Below are 17056 nucleotides of genomic sequence, written 5' to 3'. Positions count from 1 at the left end.
GCATGGCCGACACACCCTCAAGCACCTCCACACCGGCGATCCAACGCACGCTGGACGCCGTGTGGCGGATCGAAAGCGCGCGGATCATCGCAACGCTTGCCAAGATGACCGGCGACGTCGGCCTGGCGGAAGATCTCGCCCAGGAAGCCCTGATCGACGCCCTCACGCAGTGGCCCGGGTCGGGCGTCCCGGATAATCCGGGCGCCTGGCTTACGGCCGTGGCAAAACGCAAGGCGATAGATAACTGGCGCCGCCGGGACCGGCTCGACGAACGCTACCGTGCAATCGCCCACGACCTCGCGGAGATGACCGAGGACCAGTGGCAGCCCATCCCCGATGACGTGCTCAGGCTGGTCTTCATCGCCTGCCACCCGGTGCTCTCCCGTGAGGGGCACGTCGCCCTGACCCTTCGCACCGTGGGCGGGCTGACCAGCGGGGAGATTGCCCGGATGCTGCTGGTTCCCGTCGCCACCGTGCAGCAGCGCATCGTACGGGCAAAGAAAACCCTGTCGGCCGCCCGGGTGCCCTTCGATACCCCTGAGCCGAACGAGTGGAACGCGCGGCTGGGCTCGGTGCTGGCGGTGCTGTACCTCATCTTCACCGAAGGCTATGCCGCCACAACGGGTCACCAGTGGATCCGGACCGACCTCGCCAACGAAGCGCTGCGCCTTGGGCGTGTGCTTGCCGGCCTGCTTCCGCAGGAGCCCGAAGTTCACGGCCTCGTCGCGCTGATGGAGTTCCAGGCATCCCGGTTCGCCGCTCGCGTCCGCCACGACGGCACCCCGATCCTGCTCGCTGACCAGGACAGGTCACGCTGGGACAGAACGCAAATAGGACGTGGCCTGGCATCACTGGCACGTGCCGATGCGCTCGGCCGCGGAAGGGGCAGCTACTGCCTTCAGGCGGCCATCGCTCAATGCCACGCGACCGCCCGCAGCTTCGAAGAAACCGACTGGAACAAAATAGTGCTGCTCTACGAGGCCCTGGGACGGCTGGCACCCAGCCCCGTCGTCGAGCTGAACCACGCCGTAGCAGTGTCCATGGCCACCGGCCCTGCAGCCGCCCTGAAGATCGTGGACCGCCTCGTTGCCGGAGGCACCCTCCGCCACTCACACCTGCTGCCAAGCATCCGCGGAGAGCTGCTCTCCAAACTCGGAAGAACCGACGAAGCCAAAACCGAACTGTTGCAGGCCGCCGCACTCACCGCCAACGAACAACAAAAAGCGGTTCTCCTCGCCAAGGCAGCCACCCTCTGATCATTCCAAGCGGACTTCGGGCCATGTTGGCTGCAATGGTGCAGTCCAGCGCTGAAGCTGATAGTCCGGAAATCACCCCCTGCCGCAGCACAGCTGAACGGCAATGGTTCCAGGGCAAATGGCGGTGCACTTGCCGGGGTAGCGCCCGCTTCAGCGTTGGGATCGGCTGGTTTCATCTTCGTACTGCGGGGCAATGCTGAATGTGAAAAAGTGTGGACATGGCTGCACTCATCGAGGATTACGCGTTGCTTTCGGATCTTCAGACCGGTCCTCTCATCTCCCGGGAAGGGAGCGTGGACTGGCTTTGTTTCCCGCGCTTCGATTCACCGTCTGTGTTCAGCCGCCTTGTAGGTTCTGATGAACACGGTCACTGGCTGTTAGCCCCCAGCGATTCAGGTGCAACCGTTATCGACCGGCATTACGTCGAATCCACGTTTGTGCTGCAAACGGTCTGGGAATCTTCCAGCGGGCGCATCCTGGTGACGGATTTCATGCCCTTGGGAGACAGCAGTTCCTCCCTGGTCCGCCGTGTCACAGGTTTGGCCGGCAGCATGGAAATGCGGCAGGAACTCCGGATCCGGCCAGGATATTCCACCGTCCTGCCGTGGATGAGCCGTGTTATCGACAGTGGGCCGACGGCATCAATGGTTCTGTTGGCAATGGCAGGTCCGGATGCTTTCGCACTGAGAGGACCCCACCTGCCACAAGCGCATGCGCACGGACATGAAGGAACGTTCCTCATCTCCGAAGGCGAGACGGTGGATTTCGAACTAGCGTGGTTCCCTTCGCACCGCCCCGTGCCGGCCGCGACGGACGTTGACGCCGCCCTCGAAGTAGCTACCGAGTATTGGAGCCGGTGGGGAAGCCACTGCAGGCAAGACGGCGCCTATGGAGGCGCCGTTAAGCGGTCATTATTGGTACTTCGCGCCCTCACGCACATGGAAACCGGCGGCATCGTCGCAGCGCCCACCACGTCCCTTCCGGAGGACTTCGGTGGACCGCGGAATTGGGACTACCGGTACTGCTGGTTGCGCGACGCAGCCCTGACATTGGAGTCGATGCTGACCCACGGCTATGAAACAGAGGCCCTTCAGTGGCGCAACTGGCTCCTTCGCGCCCTCGCCGGTGACCCTGAGCAAATGCAGATCATGTACGGGGTCGGGGGCGAGCGAAAACTTCCGGAACGCGAACTTACCCATCTTCCTGGCTACGCCGACTCTAAGCCAGTGCGCATTGGCAACGCCGCCGTATCGCAGTTCCAAGCGGATGTTGTTGGTGAAGTAATGGTGGCCCTGGAGCGACTGCGTATGGCCGGAGGAAAAGAAGACCATTTCTCCTGGGCACTTCAGCAGGCACTCTTGGGCTTCGTCGAAAAGCATATCGATGACAGGGACTTCGGGCTTTGGGAGATGCGCGGCGAAGCACAACACTTCACCCACTCCCGGGTCATGATGTGGGCCGCCTTCAACAGCGCGGTCCGGGCGGTACGGCTGCACGGGCTGATTGGCGATGTTGAGAAGTGGGAGCACCTTCGTGACCGGTTGCGTGAGGAGATCATGCGCCAGGGATTCAACAGGAGCACCGGCTCATTCACGCAAACCTACGGTGGAACTCAAACAGACGCAGCGTTACTGGTGATGCCCCAGGTCGGTTTCCTTCCGTACAACGACGAACACATGCTCGGCACGGTCGCACGGTTGGAGCAGGAACTCCTAACCGGCGACGGCCTTTTGCTCCGCTACCGGACAGAGAGCGGCGTTGACGGTCTGGAGCCGGGAGAACACCCTTTCCTCGCATGCTCATTCTGGCTGGTGGAACAATACGCACGCACAGGCCGGCACGGCGAGGCAAAGACCTTGATGGACAAACTCGTGGGGCTCACAAACGAGCTCGGCCTGCTGAGCGAAGAGTACGCAAGCGATGAAGGTCGGATGGCCGGCAACTTTCCCCAGGCATTCTCACACTTGACCCTCGTCAGGGCGGCCGACGCCATGCACGGGGTGGACCGGCTCAGCCTGGCTGTCAAAGAACCGGAGTGAACACGGTCTCCCCCAGCCCGCCCCTACCCTCGGTGAGCACAAGTGATTTTTCCCGGAAACAGGCCTCGCCAAGGTTTTTGCAACCTGGTTTTCCAGCGTTTCTCCAACTCGGGTTCCTGAGAGTGGTTGCTACCACTCGTTGAGGCGACGCGCTTGCGAGACGCGTTCATGCAGGTTGCGACGGGCCCTGAGTAAGTCGCTGCCAAAAAGCGCTCCGTTGCAAGACTGACGACTGGTTATCCGGGGACGCTGCGTCCCTTACTTGAGCACGGGCTTTGCAACGGTGTGGGGCCGGGGGCGTGTTGCCAGAGCGGGTATTGCAGCCTGGCGGTGCCAGCGGAGCGGTTCAACCACTGTAAAAAGCCAAGCTATCCACAAGCCCCTCCACGGATCCTTTCCTCACAGGCGTCAGTCCTGCAGCTGAACTATTCCGGGGCCATGAGAGCTCCGTTAAGGAAAGGGACTTCTAATGAGCTTTCGAAGGCAAGCTTCTCCCGGGAAGCCAGGGAACTCGTCCTCTCGCAGACGTATCACTGGTTTGCTCGCGGGAACCACCACGCTGGCACTTGTGGGAGCCGGCGCGTCCGCTGTGATGGCGGCGAACCCCCCTGTGGGCCCCGGCAACATTGAAATTTTCACGAAGCGCGACATGGTCGCTATCGAGGGATACGCTGCGCAGGCGGGACAGGACGCAACCATCCGCGTGTCCCGCGGCGGTAACCTCATCGGCGTCGCACGCGGTGTGGTCGATGCCACAGGCTTCCTTGAGGTCAATCACCCGGGAGGTGTTTGCTGGGATGTGGTTACACCCAACATCTCAGGAGGCGACGAAGTCACAGTCGAGTTTGGGGACGGCAGTTCAGACGGAGCCCTGGCAGGCACGGCGGTCATCACCTCAGTCGACGCTGTTGACGGGACGCCCACTCCGGACGCCGGTGACGTCGAAGGCAAGGTTGTGGTCAAGGGCAAGTACGGCGCCGACGTCGACACCGCCCGCATGGCGGTGGAAATTGTCAACCCCGACATGAGGGACATGGGCATCGGCGAGCGGGCAATCGGCTGGCCCGACGATGAGGTACCTGCCGGCTACACGGTCGAAGGCACTGCGGCGAACGGCGAGTTCACCGTGACGTACGGCTTCTTCTCCGAAGCCGAGCGGGACGCCGCTATGGCTGGCGACCCCTCCGTCGCCAGCTGGCAGGCAGAACCGGTTGGCGTTGAAGCCCAGCTCGGCCTCACCATCTCTGAATTCAAGGAGATTGACGGCCCAGGCTTCGGCGGATGCCCGGCTGGGCCCTCCGGGCAAGCACCCAACCAACCAACCGAGGCCTTCGCCAGCGCGGCAGGCAAGAACAGCATCACCGCCACCTGGTCACCCGCCACTGTTCCCGCGGACGCTCCTGCCATCACCGGCTACGAAGTGATCGCCGAGGACACTGTTCTAGGCCAGGAAGTGAGCATCAAGGTCGGAGCCGAAGAAACAAAAGCAACCATCCGCGGCTTGGTGGACGGTCAGGTGTACCCGGTCAAGGTCGTGGCACTGAACGGACAGGCAAGTACCCCTGCAGCCGCCGGCACGGTTACCGCGACGTCTGCCGAGCTGCCTCCAGCGGCCTCCGCACCCACAGCCCCGGGCAACGTGGCGGTGAACGACGGTTCCCTGCTCGGTTCAGCGGATGTCACGTGGACCGCGGCCGCCGCCAATGGCTCGGCTGTCACCGGGTACACCGTCGAGGCGCGGTCGGGCGATGCGGTAGTCGCAACGGCTGACGCAGGAAGCGGTGCCACTTCAGCCAAGCTCGAAGGGCTGGCACCCGGAACGGAATACAGCTTCGTCGTCACCGCCAATAGCGGTGCGGGTAACACCGCAGCTGAACCAGTGGCCTTCTCCGTGAAGGCAGGGGCACTGACTGCGCCGGCCGCACCCAACGTCGTTCGGGTGACCACCGGCAACGGCAGCGCAACTGTCGAATGGCAGGGTGCAGCCGCAGGCAATACACCGGTTACCGGTTATGTCCTGACGGCCACGCCGGCAACAGGAACAGCGATCACGGTGGAGACGGACGCGGCAGCGCGTAGTGCTGCGCTGAGCGGCTTGACCAATGGCACCACCTACACCCTCAAGCTGGTCGCTAAGAGCGCCGCAGGCGATAGCGCTCCGGCAACCTTTGGTACCGGCGCTTCGTCAACCGTGACTCCCGCGGACCAGCTCACGGCCACGGCCGAGTTCCGAGCTGACAAGCGGGAATGGCGGATCGGCGGCAGCGCCAGCATCACCACCGGCAACACGATCACTGTCACCAATGCCAACAATCTGCGGATCGGCACCGCGGTGGTCGCCGCTGACGGTACGTGGACGATCCGCGCCCGTAACTCGACCGCGGGAGTGACGCCCACCGTCAAGGTAACGTCCTCCGCGGGCGGATCCATCACGGTACCCGTCAGTTCAAGGTAGCCAAATCCACTAGCAGCCAGAGAACGGTTCTTCGAAGAAGTCCCCCGTCCCATGAGGGACGGGGGACTTCTGTCGTTGTTGGAGGTTCTATGGCCGCGAAAGTGTGTTCAACGAACACATGTCCAGACGGTGAGGTCCGTCAAGATGGTAGGTATGTTGCCTTTGAGCCGGATCTTCGCGTTGAGGGAAACGGTGGACCAAGAGTGGCGTTCCCCAGTTGCCGACGCTGTGGGCGAGTGCTGGGGCTTGCCGGTGGGGGCTCTCCGTTTCTGGCGTTCGTCCGCGGTCCACGTGTTTGTCGCCCCGCCAGGAGCTGACTCCCGAGGTGTGCTGTACGCGCGGTTCGCGCCCGCGGACGGCCCCGCGGGGTTCCGTCTTGCCGAAGGCGTCCGGTTCCATGCCCGTCTTGCAGCCGCTGGTGCTTCTGTTGCGCGGGTTGTCCCCTCCCGAACAAACAGGATGGTCGAGCGGGTCGGTACGCCGCTCGGCGACATGTACGCCTCGGTCCTGGGCAAGGTGGACGGGGACGAGCTGGACGTTGAGGAGCTCGACGGCGGTGCTGCCGCCGCCTGGGGAGCAGCGCTGGGCGCCTTTCACCAGGCCGCTGGCCTGCCGGCCATGCGAGCCCAGACACAGCGGACGGATCCGTTCGCCGCCTTGGCATCTGCCCGTGCTGCACTGGAAGATCCTGAACTAGCGGAGGTTGCGAGGACGCTGAGCACAGTACTAACGGCCAGCCCTGCCACGCCGCTCGTTCTTGGTCACGGGGACTTTGAACTCGACAACCTGCGCTGGGCTGACGGATGGCCTACCTGCTTCGACCTGGACGAATTTGGGGCCATGCCGGCGGCAGCAGATGTGGCATCCGCAGTACGGGACCTGCTGGGCCCGCGCCCCGGGTCCCTGGAACATCCGGAGCTCCTAACGGCATTCCTCCAGGGCTACCAACGCACATCGGGCCAAACCATCGAGCCGCAGGAGCTCATATTGCCCCGGGCAGCCTTCGCCGCGCAGCAACTGCTGCAGGCAACTGAAGTTCTGGATATGAACTCCCGCTCCGTCGCCTGGCTCCACGAACTGGACGGGTCCTTGCGGGCCCATTACCAGGTTCAGCACGACCTTCTGCTGATGACCGCGGACGTATTAATTTAGCCAAGGTCTCTTGGAACTCCCAACGTCCGCCCGGTGGGGACAAGGAAGGAAAAGATCCTCACATCGGGCTGGTTCTGGGCGCTGCCGCCACCTGTGAAGTCACCGTCAATCCACTTGTGCCCTTTGGCGCACCACAGCACCTCGGAGTCGGCCAGTCCGGCCCGAAGCAGTTCGAGCATCACCGATGGATCGAGTCCCCCTCCGCGCGCGAGAAGCATGGCTTCGGAAACTGCCGTGACCGTGCCGGCGACCAGGATCTCGTTGCAGGCTTTGGCGAGTGCTCCCGAACCTCCCGAACCCATGTGCCGGAGGGTGCTGCCCATGAATGGGTGACCGCGCGAAGTGCGTCCTCGTCCCCGCCCACCATGATGCTCACGGTGCCGTTTCGGCGCCCACGGTGCCGCCACTGACGGGGGCGTCCAGGATTCGGACGCCGTGTTCGTGAAGCATCCGTTCGGGCAACACGGTGAGAACGATGTCGGCGGCCGCATCAAAAGGTGAGGTCGCAACGCACACGGCAACCGCCTTGCGTACATACGGGGGGTGGAGAGCTCAGGCGGGAGGGGCGGTGGAATCCCGGACAATCAGGTGCGTGGCAAGTTCGACGCGGTGGGAGTCCAGGACTTCCCCGCGCGCCTGGCGCAGCAGTGACCGAAGTGCCGCCCGGCCCATCTCCTCCAACGGCTGGGCCACGGAGCTGAGTGACGGCACCGATTCCTCACCCTGCCTTGTCCCGTCGAAACCGATGAGGCTGATGTCCTCGGGAACCCTGACCCCTCGTCGGCCCGCTTCACTCAGGACACCCAGTGCGATGGCGTCGCTTCCGGCGAAGATGGCCGTAGGCCGCTGGTCCAGCTGGAGCAGCGCTTGGAGTCCGGCAACGCCACTCTCGCGGCGGAACCTGCCACCGGGCACGATGTACTGGGGATCCACCGTGACGCCCCGGGCCATCAGGGCGGCCATGTAGCCGTGCAGCCGGGCCTGGTTGCATTCAGCCTTTTCTATCCCGCCGATGTACGCGATCCGCCGGTGCCCCAGGTCAAGCAGATGTTCGGTCGCGGCCTTGCCGCCGGCCCAGTTGGTTGCCCCGACGCTCACCACATCCGCTGAGGGCGGGTTGAGCGGGTCAATGACAACGACGGGAATCTTGCGTCGGCGGAACGCCTGCAGTTGCGCCTCGCTGAAAGCGGACGTCACCACGATCATTCCCGCCCGGCCCTCGTCCAGCATGCGCTGCGCACGGCGCTCAGGGGTGCGCAGGTTCGAGGGTGACGGGCCCGTGACGCTGACCATGATCTCGACGTCGGCAGCGGCGGCAAACTGCAGGATTCCGTTGAGGACCTCGATCATGTAGGCGGAGTCCAGGACGTCGATGACCACCTCGACAACAATGCCGGCCTCCCCGGCCGAGCGGCGCTGCACCGGGGACTGGTACCCTGCCTGCTCGAGAGCCGCCAGGACGCGGGCACGGGTCTCCGGCGCCACGTCGTCGCGGCCGTTCACCACCTTCGAAACGGTTGGGGCCGAGACGCCGGCCTGCAGCGCGACCATGGCAAGCGTCGGCTTGGCCTGCTCTGGAATCTTCATCGATCTCACGCTTCGCAACCTTTCGAAATTTTCGTGAGCTTCATTCTGCAGAAGCAGCAGCGCAACGGTCAAGGGAAACCCGTCCTCGGGCAGAAAATTTCGGTCCAAATCTCTTGACCTCCACCATACAGCCACTTTAGTTTAGAGCGTGATCTAAATCACCCTTTCGAAATGTTTCGAACTGGTCAGGCAGAGACCCGCACCTTGCAAAGAAGCAAACCCCAGATGGAGAAGCAATGAAGCAGCCCCAGACGTCCCGCCGCTCTTTCCTCGCCCTTGCCGCCCTCACTCCCTTCGCTGTCGCAGCGACCACTGCCTGCGGCACTTCCGGACCGGGCGCCTCCAGCGCCGGCGGGGGCGCCAGCATGTGGTACCTGTCCGGCGAGCCGAACCAAACCACCATGCAGAAGGCCGTGGACGCCTTCAATTCGGCGAACCCCGACAACAAGATCGAAGTAACCTACTTCCAGAACGACGCCTACAAGACCAAGATCAAGACCGCCATCGGCGCCGGCCAGGCCCCCACCATCATTTACGGCTGGGGCGGCGGCACCCTGAAGACGTACGCCGAGGCCAACCAGGTGGACGACCTGACCGGCTGGTTTGACGAGAACAAGGACCTGAAAGAGAAGTTCTTTCCGGCGTCCTTCGGTGCAGCCACCGTCAACGGCAAGATCTACGCGCTTCCCAACCAGTACGTGGCCCCGATCGTCCTGTTCTACAACAAGGAACTGTTCGAAAAGGCCGGCGTGCAGCCGCCAAAAACCTGGGACGACATCATGTCGCTGGTCAAGACCTTCAACGGCATGGGTGTGGCACCCTTCTCACTGGGCGGACAGTCGCGCTGGACCTCCATGATGTGGCTGGAATACCTGCTGGACCGCATCGGCGGCCCCGGCGTCTTCACCGCGATCTTCGAAGGCAAGCCCAACGCCTGGCTGGACCCCGCCGTAATCGAAACGGGCACCAAAATCCAGGAACTCGTGACTGCGGAAGGCTTCATCAAGGGCTTCTCATCGATCACTGCAGACTCCAACGCGGACCAGGCACTGCTCTTCACGGGCAAGGCAGCCATGATGCTGCACGGGTCGTGGACCTACGGCGCCATGAAGAAGGGCGGCCAGAATTTCGTCCAGGACGGAAAGCTGGGCTTCGTCCAGTTCCCCACCGTTGCCGGCGGCAAGGGCGACGCCAAGAACGGCGTCGGGAACCCTGCCCAGTACATGTCGATCTCCTCGAAGGCGACAGAGGAGGAAAAGGAGTCCGCGAAGAAGTTCTTCAAGGACGGCATCCTGACCGAGACGGTCATCGACACCTACATCAACTCCGGATCCGTTCCCATCGTCAACGGCATCGAGGACAAGCTCAACACCTCTCCGGACAAGGACTTCCTGAACTTCGTGTACGACATGGCCAAGAACGCTCCCAGCTTCCAGCAGTCCTGGGACCAAGCCCTGAGCCCCACAGCTGCCGAGGCCCTGCTGAACAACATCGACCAGCTGTTCCTGAAGTCGATCACGCCGCAGCAGTTCGCCGAGAACATGAATGCCACCCTCGGAAATGAGTAACGCCGTCTCCACAGCTCCCACCACCGCCGCGGCCAGGACCGAGTCGAAGCAGACCGGGAAGCGCCGCGCCGCCCTCGCGTGGCTGACGCTGCCTGCGTTGTTCTTCTTCCTGGTCTTCGCCGTCGTGCCGCTGGCCGGCGTCTTCATTCTGAGCTTCACCAGCTGGGACGGCATCGGCGCCATCGGGGCGGCGGGCCTGGGCAACTGGTTCTCGGTACTTGCCGACCCCGGGCTGTACAACGCCCTGGGGCTGACCTTCCTGATCATGGCCGCCTCCTGGCTCGTCCAGACCCCGATCAGCCTCCTCCTGGGTGTCTTCACTGCGGGAAGCCAGCGCTACCGGGCCGCCCTGGCAGTGCTGTACTTCCTGCCCCTGCTGCTCTCGTCGGCTGCGGTGGCCATCGCCTTCAAGGCCCTGCTGGATCCGAACTTCGGCCTGGCAACCGGCCTGGGACTGCCCTTCCTTGCCCAGGACTGGCTGGGTGTCCCGCATCTGGCCCTTGGCCTGGCCATCTTTGTGATCGCCTGGCAGTTCGTACCGTTCCATACGCTCATCTACCAGGGCGGCGTGCGGCAGATCCCCAAATCACTCTACGAGGCGGCCGAGATCGACGGTGCCGGGACCATCAAGCAGTTCTTCCACATCACGCTCCCCCAGCTGAAGTACACCATCATCACCTCGTCCACCCTGATGGTGGTGGGGTCGCTGACGTACTTCGACCTGATCTTCGTCCTCACCGGCGGCGGCCCGGGTAACTCCACCCGGATCCTGGCGCTGGACATGTACCTGCGGGCCTTCCGGGCCAACCTGATGGGCCCGGCAAGCGTCATCGCCGTCATTCTCGTCCTCATCGGCCTTGCACTTGCCTTGTTCCTCCAACGCCTCGGAGGCAAGGACAAGCAGGGCAGCCAATTGGAAGGCCTGTAGCGTGAGTACCGTCCTGAGTAACAGCACGGAGGAGGCCCGGGTCGGCTCCCCCGCCAATATCGCCGCCCCGAAGCGGGGGTTCGGTTCCCGGCTGAGGCAGTTCAACATCCCGGCCGGCCTCGGCGGCTGGATCTGGCTCGCCATCATCATCATCCCGGTGTACTACGTGGTCATCACCAGCCTGAAGACGCAAGAAGGCTACTTCGGGCAGAATCCGCTGGCACTTCCCACATCACCGACCCTGGAAAACTACCAGCTGGTCCTGGAAGCCGACTTCGCCACCTACTTCATGAACAGCTCCATCGTCACGATCGGTTCGGTGGTTCCGGCGGTGCTGGTTTCCTTTATGGCCTCGTTCGCCATCGTCAGGGGCAGCGGCAGGTTCCTCAAACTGGTCAACGGCCTGTTCCTTATGGGACTGGCCATCCCGCTCCAGGCCACGATCATCCCGATCTACCTGATGATCATCCGCCTCAACCTGTACGACAGCCTGCTGGCGCTGATGCTGCCGTCCGTAGCCTTTGCCATCCCGCTGACGGTGCTGATTTTGTCCAACTTCATCCGCGACGTGCCGAACGAATTGTTCGAGTCAATGCGCCTGGACGGCTGCAGTGAGTGGCAGATCATGTGGCGGCTGGCCCTCCCGCTGACCCGTCCCGCCATCGTGACCGTCGCAATCTACAACGGCCTGCACGTCTGGAACGGATTCCTGCTTCCGCTGGTCCTTACCCAGAGCCCGGACCTGCGCGTCCTGCCCCTCGGGCTATGGACGTTCCAGGGTGAGTACAGCGTCAACATTCCGGCTGTTCTGGCTTCGGTGGTGCTCAGCACGCTGCCCATCCTCGTGCTCTACGTTGTGGGCCGCCGCCAGCTGCTCAGCGGCCTCACCGCCGGCTTCAGCAAGTAGGACCACGATCTTCACGAAAGGAAATCACATGACCACGGCAAAACCCCTGCGGGTCGGCATGGTGGGCTATGCCTTTATGGGTGCCGCGCACTCCCACGCCTGGCGAACGGCCCCACGGTTCTTCGACCTGCCGCTGCAGCCGGAGCTCACCGCGGTTGCCGGCCGGAACGCCGAGGGCGTCCGCCCCGCCGCGGACAAGCTGGGCTGGGAATCCGTCGAAACGGATTGGCGCCGCCTGATCGAGCGGGAGGACATCGACCTGATTGACATCTGCACGCCCGGCGACACCCACGCCGAAATTGCCATCGCCGCCCTTGAAGCCGGCAAGCATGTGCTGTGTGAAAAGCCGCTGGCGAACTCAGTGGAGGAGGCCGAGCGGATGACCCTTGCGGCGGAGACCGCCGCCAAGCAGGGCATCATGTCAATGTGCGGCTTCAGCTACCGCCGTACGCCCGCCCTGGCCCTGGCCAAGCGGTTCGTGGAACAAGGCCGGCTGGGCGACATCCGGCACGTCCGGGCACAGTATCTTCAGGACTGGCTCTCCGATGCCAACGCCCCCATGACGTGGCGGCTGGACAAGAGCAAGTCCGGGTCCGGCTCCCTGGGCGACATTGGAGCACACAGCATCGATGCGGCCCAGTGGGTCACTGGCCAAAACATCAGCGGTGTGTCTGCACTGCTCGAAACGTTTGTCACCGAGAGGCCGCTGGCCGGTGACCTGGTGGGCCTCGGCGGCCACGGGGACGCCGGCAGCGACGCGCCCCGGGGAGCGGTCACCGTGGATGACGCAGCGATTTTCAGCGCAAAGTTCGACGGCGGCGCTGGCGCCACGGGCACGATCGGCGTCTTCGAAGCCACGCGTTACGCGCTGGGCCGGAAGAACGCCATGCGCCTGGAAGTCAACGGCACCAAAGGTTCCCTGGCCTTCGACTTCGAGGACATGAACGCCCTGTCCTTCTACGACGCGGCCGAATCCCCGGACGCCGGCTTCCGCAAGATCTTCGTCACGGAGCCCGAGCACCCTTACGTCGGCAACTGGTGGCCCACAGGCCACGGCCTGGGCTACGAACACGGCTTCACCCACCAGGTAGTGGACCTGGTCACGGCGATCGGCGAGCGCCGCCAGCCCGAACCATCGTTTGCCGACGCCCTGCAGGTCCAGCGGGTACTCGCGGCCGTGGAAGCCAGCGCCGCCAACTCCAGCCAATGGCAAAAGGTCTAGGCATATGACGACAGGACAAGGAACGGCCATGACACGACCCATCACGCTTTTTACCGGCCAGTGGGCCGACCTGCCCTTTGAGGAGGTGGCCCGGCTCGCCGGCGAGTGGGGCTTCGACGGGCTCGAGATCGCCTGCTGGGGCGACCATCTGGACCCGCGCCGCGCCGCCGAGGACGACAACTACCTCCAGGACCGGCTGGACATCCTGGAGAAGAACCACCTGAAAGTCTTCGCCATTGCCAACCACCTCACCGGCCAGGCCGTGTGCGACGACCCCATCGACGAACGCCACCAGGGCATCCTGTCCGCTGGGATCTGGGGCGACGGCAATCCTGAAGGAGTGCGCCGCCGCGCCGCCGAGTCGATGAAGGACACAGCCCGCGCAGCCGCGCGCCTCGGCGTCAGGACCGTTACAGGTTTTACCGGTTCCTCCATCTGGAAGGCCGTCGCCATGTTCCCGCCCGCCTCCGAGGCAATGATCGACGCCGGCTACCAGGACTTCGCCGACCGCTGGAACCCCATCCTGGACGTCTTCGAGGAGGAGGGTGTCCGCTTCGCACTGGAGGTCCACCCCTCCGAAATCGCCTACGACTACTGGACCGCCAAGCGCACCCTGGAAGCCATCGGGCACCGCAAGAGCTTCGGACTGAACTTCGATCCGTCCCACTTCATCTGGCAGGACCTGGACCCGGTGATGTTCCTGCAGGACTTCGCCGAACACATCCTGCACGTGCATGTGAAGGAATCGGTCCGGCAGCTTGATGGCCGCAACGGCCGCCTGGGCTCCCACCTGGCGTGGGCGGACCCGCGGCGCGGCTGGGACTTTGTCACGGCCGGCCACGGCGACGTCCAGTGGAACCGGATCTTCAGGACCTTGAACGCCATCGGCTACGACGGCCCCACCAGCATCGAATGGGAGGACGCCGGAATGGACAGGCTCATCGGTGCACCGCAGGCGCTGGCCATGGTCCAGGAACTCGCCCGGATTGCCCCGCCCGCAGCGGCCTTCGACGCCGCGTTCGCCAGCCGCTGACCCGAACCTCCTGCCGGCCCTCAACGTGCCGGTGGATAAACAAAGGAACTCCTCAATGACAGATCGCAAGAATGCCCTGGTGGTCCGCGGCGGCTGGGACGGCCATCAGCCCTACGAGGCCACCGAGCTCTTCATTCCCTACCTCAAGGACAACGGCTACGACGTGCGCGTGGAGGAATCGCCCAAGGTCTACGCCGATGCAGGCTACATGGCAGGCGTGGACCTGATCATGCAGTGCATGACCATGAGCACCATCGAAAAGGACGAGTTCGCCGGGCTGCGGACCGCCGTGGAAAACGGCACCGGCCTGGCGGGCTGGCACGGCGGGATCGCCGATTCCTACCGGAACACCTCGGACTACCTGCACCTGATCGGCGGCCAGTTCGCCGGCCACCCCGGCAAGCATCCGGACGAGTGCGTTGGGGAGCAGTCCGACAACTATGTGCCCTACACGGTGAACATGCTGCCGGCGGCCGCGGAACACCCCATCACCAAGGGCATCCCGGACTTCGACCTGGTCACCGAACAGTACTGGGTTCTCGCGGATGACTACATCGACGTCCTGGCCACCACCACCCAGAAGGTCCGGGAGTGGGACCCGTGGAACCGCGAAGTCACCTCACCGGCCATCTGGACGCGCCAGTGGGGCAAGGGCCGCATCTTCGTCGCAACTCCCGGCCACCGTGTCGAAATCCTCCAGGACCAGAACGTCCGCACCATCATCGAAAGGGGCCTGCTGTGGGCAAGCCGTTGAAAGTAGGAATCATTGGCTGCGGAGCCATCATCGCGCAGTATCTGGCCAGTTTCCGGAAACTCGGGGACATCCAGCTGGTGGCGGTGGCGGACCTCGACCCCGCACGCGCCCAGGCCGTCGCGGAGCAGTACGAGGGCGTCCGGGCCGTTTCCGTTGAGTCGCTCCTCGCGGCGGACGACGTCGAACTGGTCCTGAACCTGACCATCCCCGCCGCGCACGCCGAGGTGGCGCTGAAGGCCATCGCCGCAGGCAAAAGCGTGTACGGCGAGAAACCCTTCGCCGCCACAACCGGCCAGGCACGCAAGGTGCTGGACGCAGCGCGTGAGGCGGGCGTCGTCGTCGGCTGTGCCCCGGACACGGTGCTTGGCACCGGCATCCAGACAGCGCGCAGGGCGATCGATGACGGACTGATCGGCGCACCCATCTCCGCGAGCGCCACCATGGTGACCCCGGGCCACGAACGCTGGCACCCCAATCCGGACTTCTACTACCAGCCCGGCGGCGGGCCCCTCCTGGACATGGGCCCCTATTACGTGACCGCCCTGGTCACCCTGCTGGGCCCCGTCGTCTCAGTCATCGGCGCCGCAAGCCACACCCGCGATGAGCGGACCATCGGCTCCGGGCCGCGCCAGGGCGAAAAGGTCCCCGTTAATATCGATTCCCACGTGACCGGCGTCCTGGTCCACGCCTCCGGCGCACTCTCCACCCTTGTGATGAGCTTCGATGCCGTGAAGTCCAAGTCGCCGAACATCGAGATCCACGGCGAGCGCGGATCCCTGGTGGTGCCGGACCCGAACCACTTTGACGGCGACGTCCAGCTGTTCGCCCTCGGCGCTGACGCCTGGGAAACCCTTCCCGTCTCCGCCGGATACGTTGACGCCGGACGCGGTTTCGGCATCGCCGACCTGGCCTCCACGCCGCAGGGCACCGAGCCCCGGGCCGGCGGAACCCTGGCCTACCACGTCCTGGAAGTCATGGAGTCGGTCCTCGAATCAGCCCACACCGGCTCGACCGTGCCCATCACCAGCACGGTTGGACGGCCGGAGAGCGTGGAACTGACTGTCCTGGCCGACGATGTGGATGCCCTCCAGCCCCAGGAAGCTTCCTAGGGCATGACCTATACAGCCAACACCTGGCCCATCGCCGCGGCCATGCTGCCGTTCCCGGGAACGAACGCCCAGGGAATGCACATCCACGACGCCGATCCCTCGGCCTGGGCGGAAGCGTTCACCGAGGTCAAGGACGCCGGGTTCGCCAACGCAGACCTGACGGACAGCTGGGTCCGTCCCGGTGACCTCAGCCGGGACCGCCTCGCGGAGTTCAGGCAGGCGGCGGAGAACGCCGGCATCGGCATCCCGGCCATCTCCGCCATCCGCCGCAGCGTCATTGACGAAGCCAACTGGGAAGCCAACCTGGCGTACAGCCACCGCACCATTGACGCGGCGGCCCAGCTGGGCTGCGAGGTTGTCTCCGTCGGACTCCACCAGGCCATCAGGCCGGAGCAGCAGAAACAGCTGTGGTTCTGGACGGTGGACGGCCACAAGGACCCGGTGGGAGACGAGGAAACCTGGACCAACGCCGTGGTCCGCCTCCAGGAACTGGGCCGGCATGCGGCCGAGGTGGGAGTCCTGCTCTCGCTTGAGATGTACGAGGATACGTACCTGGGAACCGCGGATTCATCGGTGCGCCTCGTCCAGGACATTGGCCTCCCGAACGTGGGACTGAACCCGGATCTCGGCAACCTGATCCGCCTTCACCGGCCGGTGGAGGACTGGCGGGAGCTGGTGACCAAGACCCTTCCCTACTCCAACTACTGGCACATGAAGAACTACTTCCGCGACGAGGACGTGGCGCGGGACATGTACGTCACCATGCCCGCTCCCATGGAGAGCGGCCTGATCAATTACCGCGAGGCCTTCAAGCTGGCCTTGTCCGTGGGGTTCCAGGGCATCCTCTGCACCGAACATTACGGCGGGGATGGCCTGAGCGTGGCGGCCAGCAACCAGGACTACCTGCGGCGCCACGTCCTCCCAAAGAAGGACGGCTATGTGCTCGGCAAGAGCCAGGTGGTCCAGGGCCGGCAACAGCCGGCTGCGGAACCCGCCCCCGTGTAACCGGCGCAGGCCCTCACGGCTTCATACCAAGGATTCAACGA

General features: G+C 64.3%; 15 protein-coding genes. 12 read left to right on the top strand and 3 right to left on the bottom strand.

Annotated elements, in window-relative coordinates:
* The first annotated feature begins 2 nt into the window (after positions 1-2).
* The 4 genes from AC5RWA_RS09155 to AC5RWA_RS09140 all read left to right on the top strand — a co-directional run bounded on the left by AC5RWA_RS09155 (position 3) and on the right by AC5RWA_RS09140 (position 6902).
* Complete coding sequence (locus AC5RWA_RS09155; RefSeq protein WP_494057358.1) at positions 3-1256, top strand: RNA polymerase sigma factor; 1254 nt, start codon at positions 3-5, stop codon at positions 1254-1256.
* A gap of 218 nt (positions 1257-1474) precedes the next feature.
* Entirely contained in the window at positions 1475-3295 is a 1821-nt protein-coding gene (locus AC5RWA_RS09150) for a glycoside hydrolase family 15 protein (protein WP_494057357.1), read from the top strand.
* 649 nt (positions 3296-3944) lie between these two features.
* The gene (locus AC5RWA_RS09145) at positions 3945-5750 is read left to right on the top strand and encodes a fibronectin type III domain-containing protein (protein WP_494057356.1); all 1806 of its coding nucleotides are present in this window, start codon (positions 3945-3947) and stop codon (positions 5748-5750) included.
* 51 nt (positions 5751-5801) lie between these two features.
* On the top strand, positions 5802-6902 hold the full coding sequence (locus tag AC5RWA_RS09140; protein ID WP_494057355.1) for a phosphotransferase: 1101 nt from the start codon (positions 5802-5804) through the stop codon (positions 6900-6902).
* On the opposite strand, the gene AC5RWA_RS09135 is transcribed toward AC5RWA_RS09140, so the two are convergent.
* The 3 genes from AC5RWA_RS09135 to AC5RWA_RS09125 are packed head-to-tail and all read right to left on the bottom strand — an operon-like array spanning position 6899 to position 8489.
* Positions 6899-7225 (bottom strand): NAD-binding protein, encoded by a 327-nt coding sequence (locus AC5RWA_RS09135; RefSeq protein WP_494057354.1) that lies wholly within the window; start codon positions 7223-7225, stop codon positions 6899-6901. The two genes, AC5RWA_RS09140 and AC5RWA_RS09135, sit on opposite strands and share 4 nt — an antisense overlap.
* A 49-nt stretch (positions 7226-7274) precedes the next feature.
* A complete protein-coding gene (locus AC5RWA_RS09130; protein ID WP_494057353.1) occupies positions 7275-7418 on the bottom strand; it encodes an NAD(P)-binding domain-containing protein in 144 nt (47 codons plus the stop codon).
* Positions 7419-7454: 36 nt separating this feature from the next.
* On the bottom strand, positions 7455-8489 hold the full coding sequence (locus AC5RWA_RS09125) for a LacI family DNA-binding transcriptional regulator (protein WP_494057352.1): 1035 nt from the start codon (positions 8487-8489) through the stop codon (positions 7455-7457).
* A 236-nt stretch (positions 8490-8725) separates the two neighbouring features.
* Here AC5RWA_RS09125 and AC5RWA_RS09120 point away from each other — a divergent pair, with 236 nt between their 5' ends.
* Genes AC5RWA_RS09120 through AC5RWA_RS09085 form a run of 8 tightly spaced genes read left to right on the top strand, consistent with a single transcriptional unit; the run spans position 8726 to position 17015 of the window.
* Complete coding sequence (locus tag AC5RWA_RS09120; protein WP_494057351.1) at positions 8726-10057, top strand: extracellular solute-binding protein; 1332 nt, start codon at positions 8726-8728, stop codon at positions 10055-10057.
* Positions 10050-10985, top strand: coding sequence for a carbohydrate ABC transporter permease (locus AC5RWA_RS09115; protein WP_494057350.1), 936 nt, complete (start codon positions 10050-10052; stop codon positions 10983-10985). The genes AC5RWA_RS09120 and AC5RWA_RS09115 overlap by 8 nt, the downstream gene beginning before the upstream one ends.
* Positions 10986-11043: 58 nt before the next feature.
* Positions 11044-11892: a carbohydrate ABC transporter permease gene (locus AC5RWA_RS09110; RefSeq protein ID WP_494057410.1), complete on the top strand. Its 849-nt coding sequence runs from the start codon at positions 11044-11046 to the stop codon at positions 11890-11892.
* A gap of 28 nt (positions 11893-11920) precedes the next feature.
* Positions 11921-13114 carry a Gfo/Idh/MocA family protein gene (locus tag AC5RWA_RS09105; RefSeq protein ID WP_494057349.1) on the top strand — a complete coding sequence of 398 codons (1194 nt, stop codon included), beginning with the start codon at positions 11921-11923 and terminating at the stop codon, positions 13112-13114.
* Between the two features lie 28 nt (positions 13115-13142).
* A complete protein-coding gene (locus tag AC5RWA_RS09100; protein ID WP_494057348.1) occupies positions 13143-14147 on the top strand; it encodes a sugar phosphate isomerase/epimerase family protein in 1005 nt (334 codons plus the stop codon).
* 55 nt (positions 14148-14202) lie between these two features.
* Complete coding sequence (locus AC5RWA_RS09095; RefSeq protein WP_494057347.1) at positions 14203-14901, top strand: ThuA domain-containing protein; 699 nt, start codon at positions 14203-14205, stop codon at positions 14899-14901.
* Positions 14886-16010 carry a Gfo/Idh/MocA family protein gene (locus tag AC5RWA_RS09090; protein WP_494057346.1) on the top strand — a complete coding sequence of 375 codons (1125 nt, stop codon included), beginning with the start codon at positions 14886-14888 and terminating at the stop codon, positions 16008-16010. The genes AC5RWA_RS09095 and AC5RWA_RS09090 overlap by 16 nt, the downstream gene beginning before the upstream one ends.
* Before the next feature lie 3 nt (positions 16011-16013).
* Positions 16014-17015, top strand: a complete 1002-nt coding sequence (locus tag AC5RWA_RS09085) for a sugar phosphate isomerase/epimerase family protein (protein ID WP_494057345.1) — start codon at positions 16014-16016, stop codon at positions 17013-17015.
* Positions 17016-17056 lie beyond the last annotated feature (41 nt).

The sequence above is a fragment of the Arthrobacter sp. 210 2 genome, from assembly GCF_059093025.1.
This window is presented reverse-complemented; position numbering and strand designations above follow the sequence as displayed.